This is a genomic window from Streptomyces carpinensis, assembly GCF_002154505.1.
Taxonomy (GTDB): domain Bacteria; phylum Actinomycetota; class Actinomycetes; order Streptomycetales; family Streptomycetaceae; genus Streptomyces; species Streptomyces carpinensis.
In genome coordinates this window covers 41,185-58,142 of record NZ_MUBM01000049.1, presented here as the reverse complement: position 1 = coordinate 58,142, position 16,958 = coordinate 41,185, and the positions used below count along the sequence as shown (strand labels likewise).

The following is a 16,958-nucleotide window of genomic DNA, read 5'->3' as shown; positions in this document are numbered from 1 at the left end:
CCGGTCGGGCGGGGCGGCCCCGGCGGGGTCAGGCCAGGCGGGGGAAGCGCGCCTGGAGGGTCCAGATCGCGGGGTTCTCGCCCAGGTCCTCGTGCATGTCCACCAGGTCGGCGATCAGGTCGTGCAGGAAGTCCCGGGCCTCCCGCCGCAGTTCGCTGTGGGAGAAGGTGAGCGGCGGCTCCTCGGCCGGCATCCAGTCGGCCTCGATGTCCACCCAGCCGAAGCGGCGCTCGAAGAGCATCCGGTCGGTGGACTCGGTGAAGTCCAGCTCCGCCCGCTGCGGGCGGGCCGCCCGCGAGCCGGCCGGGTCCCGGTCCAGCCGCTCCACGATGTCGCACAGCGCCCATGCGAAGTCGAGCACGGGCACCCACCCCCAGGCCGTGGCCACCTCCCGGTCCGCCTTGGTGTCGGCCAGGTACACATCGCCGCAGAACAGGTCGTGGCGCAGCGCGTGGACGTCCGCGCGGCGGTAGTCCGTCTGCGGCGGGTCGGGGAAGCGGTTGGAGAGGGCGTAGCCGATGTCGAGCACGTAGCCGATGGTGTCACGGCTCGCCGCATAGGATCGCACGTGTGTCCCGACCTGCACCGGCTGTCCGAACCGTCGCCGCCACCACGGCCGTCCTCACCCTCGCCCTGACCGCCTGCGGCGGCGGTGTCCACGGCACCCCGGGCGGCTCGGGCGTGCGCGACGCCTACTTCCCCAAGGCGGGCAACGGCGGGTACGACGTCACCCACTACGGCCTCACCCTGGCCTACGACCCGGACCACCGCCGGCTCACCGGTACGGCGGAGATCACGGCCCGTGCCACCAAGGACCTCTCGGCCTTCGACCTCGATCTGAAGGGGCTCCATGTGCAGGGGGTCACCGTCGAGGGACGAAAGGCCCGCTACCACCGGGCGGGCCAGGAACTGACCGTCCGCCCGCACGACGATCTGGACAAGGGCGAAACGTTTCGCGTGACGGTCCGCTACTCCGGCACCCCGCAGACGCTCACCGACCCCGACGGTTCCAAGGAGGGCTGGCTGCCCACCGCCGACGGCGCGCTGGCCCTCGGTGAACCGGTCGGTTCGATGGCGTGGTTCCCCGGCAACGACCACCCCTCGGACAAGGCCGCGTACGACATCTCCGTCACCGTGCCCAAGGGACTCCAGGCCGTCTCCAACGGCGAGTTGAAGAGCACGACGACCAGCGGCGGCCGGACGACGTACCGCTGGCACACCGGCGAGCCGATGGCGAGCTACCTCGCCATGGTCGCGATCGGCCACTACAAGATCACTCAGTCGGTGCTGAAGAACCACCTGCCGGTGTACGTCGCCGTCGACCCCACCCAGGAGGCGGCGAGCCGCGCGGTGCTCGCCAAGCTCCCCGAGATCATCGAGTGGGAGGAGGACAACTTCGGTCCGTACCCCTTCTCCTCCACCGGCGTGGTGGTCGACCGCCACGAGGACTCCGGCTACGCCCTGGAGACCCAGAACAGGCCCTTCTTCCCCGGCGCCCCCGGCACTGGCACCCTCGTCCACGAACTCGCCCACGAGTGGTACGGGGACTCGGTCACCCCGAGGTCGTGGCGGGACATGTGGCTCAACGAGGGCTTCGCGACGTACGCGGAGTGGCTGTGGGAAGAGGACCACGGCGGACCCAGCGCCCAGGAGACCTTCGACGCGCTCTACCGGGGCGAGGACGAGAACGTCGACCCCGAGGAGCTCTGGTCCTTCCCGCCGGCCAGACCGAGCGGCGCCGCGCACATCTCCGCCCACCCCGTCTACGAACGCGGCGCGATGGTCCTGCACAAGATCCGCCAGACGGTCGGCGACGACGCCTTCCACGACATCATCCAGGGCTGGGCCGCCACCCACCGCCACGGCAACGCCGACACCGCCGCGTTCACCGCCTACGTCGAGAAGAAGGCCCCGGACAAGGACTTCGGCGAGATCTGGCAGGACTGGCTGTACGGCGACGGCAAGCCGGCGCATCCCTGACCGGCGCTGCCGGTCCCTCAGCCGAGCTCCTTGCGCAACACCGCGCACAGCCGGTGCAGTTGCAGGTCCCGGCGGTGGTCGACCACCTCGTAGCCGAGGGCGGTCCAGAAGGCGAGGGCCCGGGGGTTGTTCTCCAGCACGGCGAGGCGTACGGCGGTGCGTCCCGCGGTGCGGAAGCGGTCCTCGACGAGGGTCGCCAACCGCCTTCCGCGGCCCTGCCGTTGCGCGCCCGCGTCCACCATCAGCAGGCCGATCCACGGGTCCGGATCGGCCGGGTCGGGGTGGTGGGCGAGGGTGATGGCGATGCCCACGAGAGCGCCTTCGCTGCGGGCGAGCAGCACCTCCACGTCCGGGTTCACCAGCTCCCCGGCCAGTGCGGTCGCCACCTGCTCCGGGCGGATGTCGTCCGGGTCGGGGAAGTCGCCGCTGAGGGCGTGGAAGTCGCGGTTGGAGGCGTAGAGCGCGGTGAGTTCGGTCAGCAGCTCGCCCGGCAGGTCATGGCCCGGGGGGAGGGACAGGGGCTCGAGTATCACCTGCGCAACGTATCGCGGACGGCGCGGACGGGTGCGGGAGCGGGCGCCGAGCGGAGCCCCGGCCCTGGAACGGGCCGGGGCTCCGCTCCCCGTGCGTGGCCGCCGTCAGACGTTGACGCCGAAGTCCTGGGCGATGCCGACCAGGCCCGAGGCGTAGCCCTGGCCGACCGCGCGGAACTTCCACTCCGCGCCGTTGCGGTACAGCTCGCCGAAGACCATGGCCGTCTCGGTGGCCGCGTCCTCCGACAGGTCGTAGCGGGCGATCTCGGCGCCGCCGGCCTGGTTGACGATGCGGATGTAGGCGTTGCGGACCTGGCCGAAGTTCTGGCTGCGGTTCTCGGCGTCGTAGATCGAGACCGGGAAGACGACCTTGTCGATGTCGGCCGGGAGCCCGGCGAGGTTGACGTTGATCGCCTCGTCGTCGCCGGAGCCCTCGCCCGTGCGGTTGTCACCGGTGTGGACGATGGTGTTGTCCGGCGTCTGCTTGTTGTTGAAGAAGACGAAGTGGCCGTCGGAGTACACCTTGCCCTGCGCGTTGACCGCGATCGCGGAGGCGTCCAGGTCGAAGTCCGTGCCGGTGGTGGTGCGGACGTCCCAGCCGAGGCCCACGGTGACGGCGGTCAGGCCCGGGGCTTCCTTGGTGAGCGAGACGTTGCCGCCCTTGGACAGGCTTACAGCCATGGTTTGGGAGTCCCTTCCCTCGTTGCGTGTGCGGACGAAGCTACCGCCACCCCTATGAACGCCGAGAGGGGTCCCGTGGTTCCTGATGTCTTTACCTTTTTTGCCAAGTCGGGTTCGAACGTCCCTGGGGAGCGCCCCCGCGAAAATCCGGTGACGTGACCCGCACACGCGCGGGAACATGGACGACATGTCCGGTCCCTATGTCATCCGCGGCTCCGTCGCGCTCCCCGAGGCCGAACTGGCCTGGCGCTTCTCGCGGTCCTCGGGGCCCGGCGGACAGCACGTCAACACCAGCGACACCCAGGTCGAACTGCGCTTCGACCTGGCGAACACCGAGGCCCTGCCCGAGGTGTGGAAACAGCGCGCGCTGGAGCGGCTGGCGGGCCGGCTCGTGGACGGGGTCGTCACGGTCCGCGCCTGCGAGCACCGGTCCCAGTGGCGCAACCGCGAGGCGGCCGCCGTACGTCTCGCCGCCCTGCTCGCCGAGGCGACCGCGCCCCCGCCCAGGCCGCGCAGGCCGACCCGGATCCCGCGCGGCATCAACGAGCGGCGGCTGTGGGAGAAGAAGCAGCGCTCGGAGACCAAACGCGGCCGGTCGGGGCGGGACTGGTCGTAGCGGCCGGCGCCGCGGTCACTTCCCGGCGCCGTCCGCCAGGTCCAGTACGCCCACCGTCTGGCCGGAGCTCGTCTCTCCGTTGGTACGGAAGCCGAGCCCCAGATAGAAGCCCTCCGGGCCCTCGGGTCCGGGATGCCAGGTCACGTACATCCGCGTGCCGCCCCGGCGGCGGATCTCGGTGGCGACCGCCTGGACGGCGAACCGGCCGTAGCCGCGGCCCTGCACCCCGGCCGCGACGTTCAGCCGCCACAGGCCCGAGCGGATCACGCTGCCGTCCAGGTGCCAGTCGATGTCGAAGAAGGCCATGAGGAAGCCCACCGGACGGTCGCCGTCGACGATCAGGCGCGGCCAGGCGACGCCCGGATGGACGTAGGCCTCGGCCAGGGACTTCACCACCGGTGCGACCGCGTGCTCCTGGTCGGGGCGGACCCGGATGCCGAGCGCGGCGTCGAGGTTGGCGGCGGTGATCTCTTCGAGGCGGAGCGAGGGGGCGGCCGAATCGGCGTCCACGGCGGAGTCGGGATTCGTCACCCGCGCACCGTAGGCCGGGCGCCCGGCGCAGGGCCACCGTAATTCCGGCTCGGCCACCGGGGCACCGGCTCGACCGACACCGGGTCATACGGGACGCCGGCTCACCCCAGGTGCCGGTACCGCCCCCGGAAGTGCAGCAGCGGTCCGCCGTCCGCGCTCGGCAGGCGTGCCGTCAGGACGCGGCCGACGACGAGGGTGTGGTCGCCCGCCGGCACCCGCTGCTCGGTGCGCAGTTCCAGGGTCGCCAGGGCCCCGCCCACGAGCGGGGCGCCGGAGACCTCGCCGCGGACGTAGGGGATGTCCTCGAAGAGCAGACGGTCGCTGATGCGGCCCTTCATGGCGAAGCGGCCGGCGATGTGGCGCTGGCTCTCCGCCAGCACGGACACGGCCCACAGGGGCTGCTCGGCGAGCAGGTCGTCCATGCGGGAGCCCTCGCGCAGGCTGACCAGGGCCAGCGGTGGGTCCAGCGACACCGAGACGAACGCGGTGGCGGTCATGCCCACGTCCTCGCCCGCCGGCGCCATCGGGTCGTCCGGGTCGAGCGGCGGCTCCTGTGCGGTCACCAGGACCACGCCCGCGGCCAACCGGGACATCGCGGCGCGGAACTCGTCGTTGCTCACCCCCTCAGCATGCCCAAAGGCCGCGGTCGCGGTGGGGGAGGCGGACGGGGACGGCAGGGGGGAAGTGTTCAGCACGCACTCCACGCTAATCACCGGCTCCCGGCCCCCGCATCGGGCCTTGGCCCGAAGCCGGACCTAGGACCGGGGGACCAGTGGAACCCGCGATTCCGGCCCGCCCGGAGGGGTGCTGGTGCATCATGTCCACACACCCACAAAGTTTGCGTTCAGTAAACGCGCAGGAAAAACACGGAAACTCCACTCAATTGTTCACGTTCAGCTGTGACTTGAGTCACAAGGGGCTCTAATTGTTGACCCTGTGTACCGAGTGGGCTTCGCGCTGTGATTCAGTGGCGGAGACCGCACGGAACGATACGCCGAAGAGAACCCTTTGACGCTGCGAGGTCTCGGGGGGAGGGCGAGCATGGAGACCGAGTCGGAGCCCTACGTCCGTCTTGCGACCCTGCGACAACTGCACCAGGTCATGGCGGACATGAACACCGCGCGGAGCCTGGCGGACACGCTGCAGACCGTCGCCGACGGCGTCGTGACCGGACTCGGTTACGAGCTGGCCTGCGTCAACCTCGTACGCGCCGACGGCGACCTCGTGGTGGCCGCGTTCTCCGGCAACCCCGCCGCCGAGGCACTGATCACCGGCCGGGTCGGCTCCCGTGATTCCTGGGAGCGCCGGCTCAGCATGGGCGAGCACTGGGGCGATCTGGTCTTCATACCCCACACCGAGGGCTGGGTCCTCGACGACGACGACGTCCCGCAGTGGTACACCGACGGGCCCGCTCCCCGCTTCGAGGACGAGTGGCACCCCTCCGACCGGCTCTTCGCGCCCATGTACTCGGCAGGCGGACCCGGCGGCTCCGGCGAGCTGCTCGGCGTGCTCTCCGTGGACCGCCCGCGCAACGGCCGCCGGCCCGGCGCCTGGGGCCGCGAGGCTTTGCAGGTGTACGCGTTCCAGGCGGCCATCGCGATCAGCAACGCCCGGCTGCGCGCCAACATGCAGCGCGCCCTGGTCCGCCTGGAGCGCGAGCAGCAGGCCCTGCGCGCCAGCGAGGAGAGCTTCCGGCAGGCCTTCGAGTACGCCCCCTCCGGCATGGCCATCGCCGAGATGGGCGGCGACCAGCACGGCCGGATCCTGCGCACCAACGACGCCCTGTGCCGGCTGCTCGGCCGCCCCGCCTCCGCGATGCGCCGCTACTCCTTCTCCGACCTGGTCCACCCCGAGGACATAGGCACGCTGCTCAGGACCTCCGCCGAGGGCGGGCGCGCGGAACTGCGCCTCGGCCGCCGGGACGGCACCTACGTCTGGGTGTCCCTGCGCAACTCCGTCGTCGCCGACGCCGCCGACGGCCCCCGTTTCCTGCTCACCCACGTCGAGGACATCGAGGAGCGCAAGCGCCGCGAGCTGCACCTCGCGCACCGCGCCTCCCACGACTCCCTCACCGGCCTGCCGAACTCCGCCGAACTGCGCTCGCGCCTCTCCGCCCGGCTGTGCCGGCGCCCCCAGGCGGCGCACGCCGGCGAACTCGACTCGCTGGACGCGGCCTACGGCCACCCGGCCTTCGACACCGGCGGCGGGCACGGCCACGGCTTCGACTTCGGCCCCGGCCCCGGCCCCGGCCCCCAGGCGTACGACGCCTACGACCACCACGTGCACACCGTCGCCCCCGAGGGCGACCGGGACGACGGCACCAAGGGGCTCGCGGTGCTCTTCTGCGACCTCGACGGCTTCAAGTCGATCAACGACCGGTTCGGGCACAACGCGGGCGACGCGGTGCTGATCGAGGTGGCCCGCCGACTGTCGAACGGCGTGCGCGACGGCGACACGGTCGCCCGGCTCGGCGGCGACGAGTTCGTGATCCTCGCCGACGGGCTCGGCCGGGCCGACGCCCAGGACCTTGCCGTACGGCTGCGCAACGAGATCATCCAGCCGATCCGCGCCGAGGGCCGCGCCGTCCGGGTCGGCGCGAGTTTCGGCATCGGGTGGGCACATTGCGGTATGACGGCGGACGAAGTGTTGAAGTCCGCTGACGAACGGATGTACGTCGAGAAACGATCTCGTCCCAAACAACACCGACGGGCCGGATGAACCGCAGGTCAGCGAGTTGATGCGGTCTGAGTCACCTGTTTGGGCCCACGGGAGCGGGTAGGCTCGCCATTCTCACGACGTACTGCATCCGACCGCACCTGTTGAGGAGTACCAAGGGATGACGCCCGGCAACAACGGCGCGAGCACGCCCGAGGACGACGACCCGTTCGGCTATCTCTACGCCGACGGTCAGGCCAACGGAGCCCAGCCGCCGTCCGGTGGTTACGGCTACCCGAACTCGGTCAGTCGGGTCCGCACGGTCGGCCAGCGGCAGTACGGCCAGCAGCCCCCCACGGCGCCCTACGGCCAGGTCCCGCAGCAGGGCCAGCAGGCCTACGGTCAGCAGCAGGGAACGTACGGCCAGCCGAGCGCCCACTACGCCGCCCCCGAGACCCTGCCGGGCGGTGCGCCGCCCAGCACCCGCCAGCCCGCCCAGAGCGGCGGAGGTGGCCGAGGCCGGGGTCCGAACACCAAGGGCCTGCTGATCGGCGCCGTCGCCGTGGTCGCCGCGGTGGTCATCGGCATCGGCGTGGCCATGATGGGCGACAAGTCCGACGACAAGGGCGGCGACAAGGCCGGCGGCACCACCCCCACGGCCACCCAGAGCTCCCAGCCGACCCCGTCGGCGAGCAGCAGCGTCGCGGCCGACGGCGAACTGCCGAAGATCGACGCGAAGGCGCTGCTGCTGGGCGGCGGCGCCACCACCGACTCGTCCGTCAAGGGCGCCCAGGCCGACGGCGGCGTCTACGTGACGAACTTCAACAACGTCGGCGCCTCGGTCACCTGGACCGTCAACGGCATCCCCGCCGACGGCAAGTACACCGTCTTCCTCGGGTACGGCGTCCCCGGCAAGGACGGCACCGCGACCCTCACGGTCAACGGCACGCCGTCCACCACGCCCGTCAACCTGAAGAACTGGGCGAACGCGCCCGCGGGCGACTACGAGAAGGGCTGGACGAAGACGTTCAACTACGTCCAGCTCAACAAGGGCACGAACACCATCAAGATCTCGTGCGAGCAGGGCAACCAGTGCGACGCCAACCTCGACCAGCTGTGGCTGGAAAAGGGCTGGGTCAAGTCCGGGGGCTGAGCCCTCAGGCCGCGCTGGCCTCGCCGGTCACCGCGACCCGCTCCAGCAGCTCGGCATAGGCCGTGCGGTCGAACTCGCCGGCCGTCGGGGACAGGACCGTCGCCGTGGACAGGGCGACCGCGCGGGCCAGGCGGTCCGGCCACGGCAGGTGTTCCACCAGCCCGGAGAGCAGGCCCGCCACCGCCGAGTCGCCGGCGCCGGTCGGGTTGCCCTGGACGCGGGCGGGCGGCACGGCCCGCCACAGGCCCTCCGAGGTGTGGGCCACGAGGCCGTCGACGCCCAGAGAGGCCACCACCGTCCGGGCACCGCGCCGGCGCGCGTCCTGGGTGGCGCGCAGCGGCTCGTGGGAGCCGGTGAGCTCGGCCAGCTCGTCGGCGTTCGGCTTGATGATGTCGGGACGGGCCGCCACCCCGCGCCGCAGCGCCTCGCCGCTGGTGTCCAGCAGTACGGGCACCTTCGCGGCGCGCGCGGTGCGCACCAGGCCGGCGTAGGCGCCCACCGGCAGCCCGGGCGGCAGGCTGCCGCACAGCGCCACCGCCGACACCGAGCCGAGCAGGTCCTCGTAGACGTCTTGGAAGGCGGACCACTCGGCCGTGGTGATGACCGGGCCCGGCTCGTTGAGCTGGGTGGTGTCGCCTGAGCGCTCGTCCACGACCGCGACCGTGCGCCGGGTCGAGCCGGTCACCGGGACCAGCGCGTCCACCACACCGGGCGTCGCCGCGAGCCGGTCGTGGACCTCGCGCCCGGTGGCGCCGCCCGCGAAGCCGGTGACGGTCACCTCGTGGCCGAGGGCGGCCAGGACGCGGGCCACGTTGACGCCCTTGCCGCCGGGCCGCTCGGTCACCTCGGTCACGCGGTGGGAGGCGTGGGGCCTGAGGAACGGGACCCGATAGGTGATGTCGAGAGCGGTGTTCAGCGTGACCGTGAGGATCACGTGGGCAGACCTCCCCCGAGTAAGTGCGCCTGTCACGAAGTCCCGGACGTTCTCCGGGGCTTCGATCATGCCAAACGGACGGCGCACCGCCCAGCCCTCGGACCGGCCATCCGGCCGACGGCCGGCCGGACGGCGGGCCGGGCGGACGGACGGATCAGCCCAGTTGGGGATCGACCACCCATTCGCCGCGCCGCATCACGCCCTTGAGCGCGAACTCCTCGTCCAGCAGCACCAGATCGGCGTCCTTGCCGGGTTCCAGGGAGCCCACCCGGTCGTCCAGGCCGAGCAGCCGGGCCGGGTTGGCGGACAGTGCGGCCACGACGTCCGTGACCGGCAGCCGGTCGACGGTCACTGCCCGCTGGAAGGCCCGGTCCAGGGTGAGCGTCGAACCGGCGATCGAGCCGCCCTCTACCAGCCGTGCCACACCGCCGTCGACCTCCACCTCCAGCGGGCCGAGCATGTAGCGGCCGTCGCCGCTCCCGGCGGCGTCCATGGCGTCGGTGATGAAGGCGACCCGGGCCGCGCCCGCGTGGTGGAACGCCAGTTCCAGGGCGGCCTGGTGCAGGTGCACACCGTCGTTGATCAGCTCGACCGTGACCCGCTCGTCCTCCAGCAGCGCCGCGACCGGGCCGGGGGCGCGGTGACCGAGCGTCGGCATGGCGTTGAACAGGTGGGTGGCGACGGTCGCTCCGGCGTCGATCGCCTCCACCGTCTGTTCGTACGTGGCGTCGGTGTGCCCGATCGCCGCGATCACCCCGTGCTCGGCGAGCAGCCGCACGGAGTCGATGCCGCCGGGCAGTTCGGTGGCGAGCGTGACCATCTTCGCGTGCCCGCGGGCCGCGTCGATCAGCTTGCGGACCTCCGCCGGGTCCGGGTGGCGCAGCAGCGCCTCGGAGTGCGCGCCCTTGCGGCACGGCGAGATGAACGGCCCCTCGAAGTGAATGCCCGCGATCTCGCCCTGCTCGGCCAGCTCCGAGAGCAGTCCCGCCTGCTTGGCGAGGACGCCCATGTCGTCGGTGACGGTCGAGGCCACGAGGGTGGTGGTGCCGTGCCGCCGGTGGGCGTGCACGGCGGTCAGCGCGTCCTCGGGCGAGCCCGAGAAGGAGGCCCCGCCGCCGCCGTGGTTGTGGATGTCGACGAAGCCGGGGACCACCCAGTGCCCGGTGACGTCGATGGTCTCGGCGTCCGCAGGGGCCCTGCCGGCGATCCGTGCGCCGTCGACGATCACGCGGCCGCCGTCCGCGATCCCGGTGGGCAGTACCACCCGGGCTCCGGTGAGAACCTTGCTAGGGGCCATCAGCTGGCTACCTCCGGGAAGTCGTAGAAGCGTTGAGGAGATCCCAGGCGAGGAGCCCAGCGCCCAGGCATCCGGCGGTGTCCCCGAGGGCCGCGGGGACGATCGACGGCAGTTTCTGGAAGGTGATCCGCCGCCGGACGGCCTCCCGCAGCGGTGCGAACAGGGTTTCCCCCGCCTCGGCGAGCCCGCCGCCGATGATCAGCGTGCGCGGGTCCAGCAGGGTGACGGCGGTGACCAGCCCGTCGGCGAGCGCGTCCACCGCCTCCTGCCAGACCGCCTGGGCGCGGGTGTCCCCGGACCGAACGGCCTTGGCGCAGTCCGCCGCGTCCGCGTCCGGGTCCCCGCACGCCCGGGCCCAGGCCTGGCTGACCGCGGAGGCGGACGCGAACCGTTCCAGGCAGCCGCGCTGCCCGCACGGGCACGGGGTGCCGCCGGGCCGTACGACGATGTGGCCGATCTCGCCGGCGAAGCCGTGCGCGCCCGCCTCCACCCGGCCGTCGATGCCGATGGCGCCCGCGATCCCGGTACCCAGCGGCACGAAGAAGAACCGGTCGGCGCCCTTGCCCGCGCCGATCCGGCCCTCGGCCAGCCCGCCGGTGCGCACGTCGTGGCCGAGCGCGACCGGGCTGCCGAGCCGCTCGGCCAGCAGGTCGCGCAGCGGTACGTCGTGCCAGCCGAGATTGGCGGAGTAGGCGGCGATGCCGCGACCCTCGTCGACGATGCCGGGCACGGCCACGCCGGCGGCGGACGCGGGCTCGCCGAACCGCCCGGCGCCGTACGCGCGCAGCTCGGCGGCGAAGTCGAGGATGCCCTCGACGACGGCGTCGGGCCCGCGTTCGCGGCCTGTCGGACGGCGCGCCTGGTGGAGGAGGTCGCCGTCCACGCCGACCAGCGCGGCCTTCATCCCGGTGCCGCCCACATCGAGAGCGATGACGTGTCTCACAGGAACAGTGTGGCCCGTCGACCCGCAAGAGGTCTAGTCCACTCACGTGGTGTAGACCTATGCTGTCCACATGGTGAACACGAGACGGTAGGGGCGGAAAACAGCGGTGCAGCGGCGCAGGACAGGAATGATCGCGGTGGTGTCCGCGCTGGGCATGACAACCTTCCTCGGCGGCTGCGGGAGCACCGGCTCCTCCGACGTCACCCTCAAGCTGGTCGCCGCCGACTACGGCGACTCGGCGGCCAACACCTCGCAGAAGTACTGGGACCGGCTGGCCAGGGACTACGAGTCCCGGCACCCCAGTGTGAAGATCCAGGTCAGCGTGTACTCCTGGACCGACGTCGACCGCAAGGTCAAGGAGATGGTCGACGCCGGCGACCCGCCCGACATGGCGCAGATCGGCGCCTACGCCGACTACGCCGACCGGGGGCTGCTCTACAAGGCCGACGACCTGCTCTCCATACCCGTCCAGGCCGACTTCCTCGGCCAGCTCTCCGAGGCCGGGCAGCTGCGGCACGTGCAGTACGGCATCCCGTTCGCCGCCTCCACCCGGGTGCTCTTCTACAACAAGACCCTCTTCGACGAGGCCCACATCACCCCGCCCAAGACCTGGGACCAGCTCGCCTCCGACGCCGAGGCGCTGAAGGCCGAGGGCGTGAAGTACCCCTACGCGCTGCCGCTGGGCCCCGAGGAGGCGCAGGCGGAGACCATGCAGTGGCTGCTGGGCGGCGGCTCCGGATACACCGACGACATCGGCACCTACACCCTCAACTCCCCGCAGAACACCGAGACCTTCACCTGGCTCAAGGACGAGCTGGTCGGCAAGGGCCTGACCGGCCCGGTCGCCCCCGGCAAGCTCAACCGCGCCGACGCCTTCGCGGCCTTCGCGAGTGGTGACGTCGGCATGCTCAACGGCCACCCCACGCTGATGCAGCAGGCCGCGAAGAAGGGCGTGAAGTTCGGGATGGTGCCGGTGCCCGGCCGCAGCGGCACGCCCAAGTCCACCATGGGCGTCACCGACTGGATGATGGCCTTCAAGAAGCACGGCCACAAGGACCGGATCGGCGACTTCCTCGACTTCGTCTACAGCCGGAAGAACGTCCTCGACTTCTCCCGCGAGTACGACCTGCTGCCCGTGACCACCTCCGCCTCCGACGCGATGGCCGACGCGCAGCAGGACGAGAACCTGCGCCCGTTCCTGGACGAGCTGCCGCTCGCCCAGCTCTACCCGTTCGGCAAGACCTCCTGGGCCCAGATCAGCGCGGACATCAAGAAGCAGATCGGGCAGACGGTGAGCCCCGGGGGCGACCCCACCGCCGTCCTGAACCGGCTGCAGGACAAGGCGTCGACGGCGGAGAGCGCGGAGCTCGCGGGCTAGGGTCTTTCGTTCGGATCAGGCCGGATCAGGGACCCCGCGAGCCCGGCATGACCCGAACGAGAGGCCCCGGGCCCCGGGCGCGCCCGGGACGGGCGTCGTTGTCGGTGGCGCGGGTTACGGTGCCGGTATGGACGTGGACGACGACCAGGGGCAGGGGCGGGGCCAGGACCTCGGCCGCAGGGAGCGGGACATCCTCGCCCTGGAGCGCCGCGGCTTCGCCGGCCCCGGCGCGAAGGAGCGCGCCATACGCGAGGAGCTGGGCCTGTCACCCGTTCGCTACTACCAGCTCCTCAACGCCCTCCTCGACGACACGCGGGCCCTGGCGCACGACCCGGTGACGGTGAACCGGTTGCGCCGGGTGCGGGACGCGCGCCGGTCCGAGCGCTGAGGAAGCGTGCCGGTCCGCACACCGGGGAACGCGGGCGCCGGGCGTGACGAGGAGTGCTTCCGGCCCGGGGTGGATAGGTTCGGCATATGGGCAGCCAGGACAGTCACGAGACGCATCCGACCAACGCCGACACCTCCTTGCCGACGCCCGCCACGCCGGCCGGACGGGACGGACTCGCGGCGCTGCTCGCGCGTCCGGAGAAAGCGGTGATCGCACTCGACTTCGACGGCACGCTCGCGCCGATCGTGGCCGACCCGGACCAGGCCAGGGCGCACCCGGAGGCGGTGCCCGCGCTCGCCGCGCTCGCCCCGAAGGTGGCCGCCGTCGCGGTGGTCACCGGCCGCCCGGCGGGCGTCGCGGTCCGCTACGGCGGCTTCGCGGGCGTACCCGGCCTGGGACACCTCGTCGTCCTCGGCCACTACGGTGCCGAACGCTGGGAGGCCGCCACGGGCCAGGTCACCGCCCCGGCCCCGCATCCCGGTGTGGCCGCCGTCCGCGCCGAGCTGCCGGGTTTCCTCGACCGGATCGGCGCCTGGCGCGGCACCTGGATCGAGGAGAAGGGCCGCTCCGTCGCGGTCCACACCCGCCGCGCGGACGACCCCCAGGCCGCCTTCGACCTCCTCCGCGAGCCCCTGACCGAGCTGGCCGCCCGCCACGGCCTGATCGTCGAACCGGGCCGTATGGTCCTGGAACTGCGCCCGCCGGGCATGGACAAGGGCGTGGCACTGTCCGACTACGTCCGCGGCCTGGGCGCCACCTCGGTCCTGTACGCCGGCGACGACCTCGGCGACCTCCCCGCCTTCGCCGCGATCGACAAGCTCCGCTCCGACGGAGTACCGGGCCTCCTCGTCTGCAGCGGCAGCACAGAGGTCACGGAACTCTCCGAGAGGGCGGACCTCGTGGTGGAAGGCCCGGCGGGAGTCGTCGCGCTGCTGAGGACGCTGGCAGAGCACCTGTGACCCCGCGGCAGCCCGTGCCGCCCGGGGCGGCACGGGCGGGCCGGGGCCCCTGCTCGCAGGGCGGATTCAGCCCCCCTGCCGCTCCAACTCGCCCAACTGGTCCAAGAACCACTGAGCCGGCGGCAACGCGGTGGCCGCCGCGGCGAGCCGCTTCGTCCGTTCCGCCCGCTCGGCCCCCGGCATGCTCAAGGCCTCGTGCAGCGCCGCCGCCGTCCCCACCACGTCGAAGGGATTCACCGCCACCGCGTCCTCACCCAGCTCCGCGTACGCCCCCGCCTCCCGCGACAACACCAGCGCGCACCCGGAGTCGGAGACGACCGGCACCTCCTTGGCGACCAGGTTCATGCCGTCCCGGATGGGGTTGACCAGCGCCACGTCCGCGATCCGGTACGCCGCCAGCGACCGGGCGAAGTCGTCCTCGACGTGCAGCAGGACGGGCGTCCATCCGGGCGTCCCGTACCGCCCGTTGATCTCCTCTGCCAGCCTCCGCACCTCGGCCGTGTACTCCCGGTACACCGCGAGATCCTGCCGCGAGGGGTAGGCGAACGCGATGTGCACCACCCGCCCGCGCCACTCGGGGCGGTCCTCCAGGAGCTGCCGGTACGCCAGCAGTCCCCGCACGATGTTCTTGGACAGCTCGGTCCGGTCCACCCGGACGATCGTCCGGCGTGGTCCGCCGTCCGCTGCCGCGCCGATCTCCTCGCGCAGCGCCGCCATCCGCTCGAAGACGTCGGCCCGGTGCGAGCGCTCCCGCAGGAAGTCGGCGTCCGCGCCCAGTCCGTGCACCCCGATCCGGGTGTCCCCGAGGCCGCCCACGAGCGCCTCGCAGCATCCGGTGAACGCGTCCGCCCACCGCTGGGTCAGGAAGCCCAGCCGGTCGGCGCCCAGCATGCCGCGCAGCACCTGCTCGGCGATGTCGTCGGGGAGCATCCGGAAGTAGTCCACCGGCGCCCACGGCGTGTGCGAGAAGTGCCCGATCCGCACATCCGGCCGGAAGTCGCGCAGCATCCCCGGGACCAGCGTCAGGTGGTAGTCCTGCACCACCACGGCCGCGCCCTCGGCGGCCTCCTCCGCCAGCGCCTCGGCGAAGGCCCGGTTGTAGGCCTCGTACGACGCCCACTGGCGACGGAACTCCTTGTCGAAGGCGGGCTCCAGCGGGGTCTGGTAGAGCATGTGGTGGACGAACCACAGCACCGAGTTGGCGATCCCGTTGTAGGCGTCGGAGAAGACCGCCGGGTCGATGTCCAGCATCCGCACCTGCTGTCCGCCCGTCGCCTCCGACGGGAGCCGGCGTCCCCCCTCGAAGCGGCGTACCGCCTCCCGGTCGGCATCGCTCAGCGCGGCGCACACCCACACCGCGCCCGCCTCCGGCCCGATCGCGGACAGTCCGGAGACCAGCCCTCCGCCTCCGCGTCTGGCGTGCAGCGAGCCGTCCTCGCACACCTCGTACGAAACCGGGCCGCGGTTGGACGCGACCAGCACTTCGGCACCGTGCGTTGAAGCCATGGTCCTCAACCTAGCCCGACCCCGAAACACTCAAACGTACGGTTCCGCTTCGTAGCCGGCCGACCGGGACGAGAGCGGGTTTCACGCCACCTTCCGGGAGGCGTACTCCGCGATCTCGTTCATCGGCGGGCGCTCCTCGGTGTCCACGGAGTACGTGCGCGGCTCGAAGCCGTCCTCGCCGCGCTCGAACTGGGTGAGGGCGGGACGGATCAGATGGCCGCGGGCCAGGCGCAGCTGGGCGGTGCGGTAGATCGCGGCGGCCATCCGGCCGAGCGCCTGCCCGTCCTGGTGCCGGTGCTTGCGCACGCCCACGTCGACCTGTGCGAGCGCGTCGAGGCCCACCAGGTGCAGCGCGTCGACCAGCATGCCCAGCTCGACGCCGTAGCCGACGGGGAACGGAAGCTGTTCGAGCAGTGAGCGGCGGGCCGCGTACTCGCCGCCGAGCGGTTGCACGAAGCCGGCCAGCTGCGGCCAGTGCATGTTGAGCAGCGGGCGGGCCATCAGCTCGGTGACCCGGCCGCCCTGGCCGGCCGCCGTCGTGCCGGCGGCGCTGCCGTCGGGCACCGTCAGCGGACGGTCGTACATCGCCTTGACCAGGTGCACGTCCGGGTCGGTGAGCAGCGGGCCCACGATCCCGGTGACGAAGTCGGAGGAGAACTCCCTCAGGTCGGCGTCGACGAAGCAGATGACGTCCCCACGGGTGACCAGCAGGGAGCGCCACAGCACCTCGCCCTTGCCGGGGACCGCCGGGATGCGGGGAAGTATCTCGTCGCGGTGCACGACCCGGGCGCCCGCGGCGGCGGCCCGCTCGGCGGTGCGGTCGGTGGAGCCGGAGTCGACGACGACGATCTCGTCGACGAGCGGCGCCCGCACCACCAGGTCGCGGCGGATCGCGGAGACGATGTCGCCGACCGTCTCCTCCTCGTTCAGCGCCGGCAGGACCACACTGATGGAGCAGCCACCGGCGCGCTTGGCGGCCAGGAGCGTGTGGAGCGGGCGATCCGCCACGGACCACGAGCGTGTCCTCAGCCAGCGCTCGACTTCTTCCAGCACGGTCGACGGCTCCTCACTCCTGCTCGGATCGTTTGAACGGATCGGCACTGCCCGGATCGCGGCATGGGTCACAACATCGTGTGATCCGTCTCGCGGTTCGGACGACTGTCTCTCACTGTCCTGGCCTTCGGTTACAGTCTTGAACAACGCGGATGACCATCGCATGCCGGGGGTCATCACGCGCGACTCACAACCGAATACCGCTCATCCAGAGGGGCAGAGGGACACGGCCCGATGAAGCCCCGGCAACCCTCCAGCCGGTCTCGGCGATCACCGCGAGGCTCCCGGCTTGGGAAGGTGCCAAATCCGTCTCACGGCGAGATGCGTCGTGAGGAAGATGAGGAGAAAGGG

General features: G+C 71.9%; 17 protein-coding genes and 1 riboswitch. Of the genes, 7 read left to right on the top strand and 10 right to left on the bottom strand.

Annotated elements, in window-relative coordinates:
- Nucleotides 1-28 precede the first annotated feature (28 nt).
- Complete coding sequence (locus BZY54_RS08020) at nucleotides 29-529, bottom strand: hypothetical protein (protein ID WP_086724010.1); 501 nt, start codon at nucleotides 527-529, stop codon at nucleotides 29-31.
- 41 nt (nucleotides 530-570) lie between these two features.
- Here BZY54_RS08020 and BZY54_RS08015 point away from each other — a divergent pair, with 41 nt between their 5' ends.
- The gene (locus BZY54_RS08015) at nucleotides 571-1,980 is read left to right on the top strand and encodes a M1 family metallopeptidase (protein ID WP_086723993.1); all 1,410 of its coding nucleotides are present in this window, start codon (nucleotides 571-573) and stop codon (nucleotides 1,978-1,980) included.
- Nucleotides 1,981-1,997: 17 nt separating this feature from the next.
- Here the strand turns inward: BZY54_RS08015 and BZY54_RS08010 are convergent, their stop codons facing one another.
- Together BZY54_RS08010 and BZY54_RS08005 are read right to left on the bottom strand one after the other, a co-directional pair.
- Nucleotides 1,998-2,513 carry a GNAT family N-acetyltransferase gene (locus BZY54_RS08010; protein WP_086723991.1) on the bottom strand — a complete coding sequence of 172 codons (516 nt, stop codon included), beginning with the start codon at nucleotides 2,511-2,513 and terminating at the stop codon, nucleotides 1,998-2,000.
- Nucleotides 2,514-2,618: 105 nt separating this feature from the next.
- Nucleotides 2,619-3,194: a TerD family protein gene (locus BZY54_RS08005; RefSeq protein WP_086723989.1), complete on the bottom strand. Its 576-nt coding sequence runs from the start codon at nucleotides 3,192-3,194 to the stop codon at nucleotides 2,619-2,621.
- Nucleotides 3,195-3,372: 178 nt separating this feature from the next.
- On the opposite strand from BZY54_RS08005, the gene arfB reads away from it, so the two are divergent.
- Nucleotides 3,373-3,810, top strand: coding sequence for an alternative ribosome rescue aminoacyl-tRNA hydrolase ArfB (gene arfB / locus BZY54_RS08000; RefSeq protein WP_086723987.1), 438 nt, complete (start codon nucleotides 3,373-3,375; stop codon nucleotides 3,808-3,810).
- Nucleotides 3,811-3,825: 15 nt separating this feature from the next.
- Here arfB and BZY54_RS07995 read toward each other — a convergent pair whose 3' ends face one another.
- Complete coding sequence (locus tag BZY54_RS07995) at nucleotides 3,826-4,341, bottom strand: GNAT family N-acetyltransferase (protein ID WP_244217023.1); 516 nt, start codon at nucleotides 4,339-4,341, stop codon at nucleotides 3,826-3,828.
- Between the two features lie 101 nt (nucleotides 4,342-4,442).
- On the bottom strand, nucleotides 4,443-5,036 hold the full coding sequence (locus tag BZY54_RS07990) for a flavin reductase family protein (RefSeq protein ID WP_425276266.1): 594 nt from the start codon (nucleotides 5,034-5,036) through the stop codon (nucleotides 4,443-4,445).
- A 346-nt stretch (nucleotides 5,037-5,382) separates the two neighbouring features.
- Between BZY54_RS07990 and cdgB the strand changes: the two genes are divergently transcribed.
- On the top strand, nucleotides 5,383-7,059 hold the full coding sequence (cdgB, locus tag BZY54_RS07985; protein ID WP_086723985.1) for a diguanylate cyclase CdgB: 1,677 nt from the start codon (nucleotides 5,383-5,385) through the stop codon (nucleotides 7,057-7,059).
- Nucleotides 7,060-7,177: 118 nt separating this feature from the next.
- Nucleotides 7,178-8,149, top strand: coding sequence for a carbohydrate-binding protein (locus BZY54_RS07980; RefSeq protein WP_086723984.1), 972 nt, complete (start codon nucleotides 7,178-7,180; stop codon nucleotides 8,147-8,149).
- Between the two features lie 4 nt (nucleotides 8,150-8,153).
- Here the strand turns inward: BZY54_RS07980 and BZY54_RS07975 are convergent, their stop codons facing one another.
- From BZY54_RS07975 to BZY54_RS07965, 3 genes are all read right to left on the bottom strand, one after another.
- Nucleotides 8,154-9,083 carry a 1-phosphofructokinase family hexose kinase gene (locus tag BZY54_RS07975; RefSeq protein WP_086723982.1) on the bottom strand — a complete coding sequence of 310 codons (930 nt, stop codon included), beginning with the start codon at nucleotides 9,081-9,083 and terminating at the stop codon, nucleotides 8,154-8,156.
- A 154-nt stretch (nucleotides 9,084-9,237) separates the two neighbouring features.
- Nucleotides 9,238-10,380, bottom strand: a complete 1,143-nt coding sequence (nagA, locus tag BZY54_RS07970) for an N-acetylglucosamine-6-phosphate deacetylase (protein WP_086723980.1) — start codon at nucleotides 10,378-10,380, stop codon at nucleotides 9,238-9,240.
- Between the two features lie 7 nt (nucleotides 10,381-10,387).
- Complete coding sequence (locus BZY54_RS07965) at nucleotides 10,388-11,323, bottom strand: ROK family protein (RefSeq protein WP_086723979.1); 936 nt, start codon at nucleotides 11,321-11,323, stop codon at nucleotides 10,388-10,390.
- 106 nt (nucleotides 11,324-11,429) lie between these two features.
- Between BZY54_RS07965 and BZY54_RS07960 the strand changes: the two genes are divergently transcribed.
- The 3 genes from BZY54_RS07960 (at nucleotide 11,430) to otsB (ending at nucleotide 14,048) form a co-directional block, all read left to right on the top strand.
- Entirely contained in the window at nucleotides 11,430-12,701 is a 1,272-nt protein-coding gene (locus tag BZY54_RS07960) for an ABC transporter substrate-binding protein (protein ID WP_483025147.1), read from the top strand.
- Between the two features lie 127 nt (nucleotides 12,702-12,828).
- Nucleotides 12,829-13,089 carry a DUF3263 domain-containing protein gene (locus BZY54_RS07955; RefSeq protein ID WP_086723976.1) on the top strand — a complete coding sequence of 87 codons (261 nt, stop codon included), beginning with the start codon at nucleotides 12,829-12,831 and terminating at the stop codon, nucleotides 13,087-13,089.
- Between the two features lie 86 nt (nucleotides 13,090-13,175).
- Complete coding sequence (gene otsB / locus BZY54_RS07950; RefSeq protein ID WP_086723974.1) at nucleotides 13,176-14,048, top strand: trehalose-phosphatase; 873 nt, start codon at nucleotides 13,176-13,178, stop codon at nucleotides 14,046-14,048.
- Nucleotides 14,049-14,114: 66 nt separating this feature from the next.
- Here the strand turns inward: otsB and BZY54_RS07945 are convergent, their stop codons facing one another.
- The gene (locus BZY54_RS07945; protein ID WP_086723972.1) at nucleotides 14,115-15,554 is read right to left on the bottom strand and encodes an alpha,alpha-trehalose-phosphate synthase (UDP-forming); all 1,440 of its coding nucleotides are present in this window, start codon (nucleotides 15,552-15,554) and stop codon (nucleotides 14,115-14,117) included.
- Between the two features lie 81 nt (nucleotides 15,555-15,635).
- Nucleotides 15,636-16,607 carry a glucosyl-3-phosphoglycerate synthase gene (locus tag BZY54_RS07940; RefSeq protein WP_086723970.1) on the bottom strand — a complete coding sequence of 324 codons (972 nt, stop codon included), beginning with the start codon at nucleotides 16,605-16,607 and terminating at the stop codon, nucleotides 15,636-15,638.
- Nucleotides 16,608-16,808: 201 nt separating this feature from the next.
- Nucleotides 16,809-16,951, top strand: a riboswitch (SAM riboswitch).
- Nucleotides 16,952-16,958 lie beyond the last annotated feature (7 nt).

Excerpts from the sequence above, each read along its gene's own strand:
- BZY54_RS07980 (WP_086723984.1), top strand. The coding sequence starts at position 7,178 with ATGACGCCCGGCAACAACGGCGCGAGCACGCCCGAGGACGACGACCCG.
- BZY54_RS07955 (WP_086723976.1), top strand. The coding sequence starts at position 12,829 with ATGGACGTGGACGACGACCAGGGGCAGGGGCGGGGCCAGGACCTCGGC.
- BZY54_RS07945 (WP_086723972.1), bottom strand. The coding sequence starts at position 15,554 with ATGGCTTCAACGCACGGTGCCGAAGTGCTGGTCGCGTCCAACCGCGGC.
- BZY54_RS08005 (WP_086723989.1), bottom strand. The coding sequence starts at position 3,194 with ATGGCTGTAAGCCTGTCCAAGGGCGGCAACGTCTCGCTCACCAAGGAA.
- nagA (WP_086723980.1), bottom strand. The coding sequence starts at position 10,380 with ATGGCCCCTAGCAAGGTTCTCACCGGAGCCCGGGTGGTACTGCCCACC.
- otsB (WP_086723974.1), top strand. The coding sequence starts at position 13,176 with ATGGGCAGCCAGGACAGTCACGAGACGCATCCGACCAACGCCGACACC.
- cdgB (WP_086723985.1), top strand. The coding sequence starts at position 5,383 with ATGGAGACCGAGTCGGAGCCCTACGTCCGTCTTGCGACCCTGCGACAA.
- arfB (WP_086723987.1), top strand. The coding sequence starts at position 3,373 with ATGGACGACATGTCCGGTCCCTATGTCATCCGCGGCTCCGTCGCGCTC.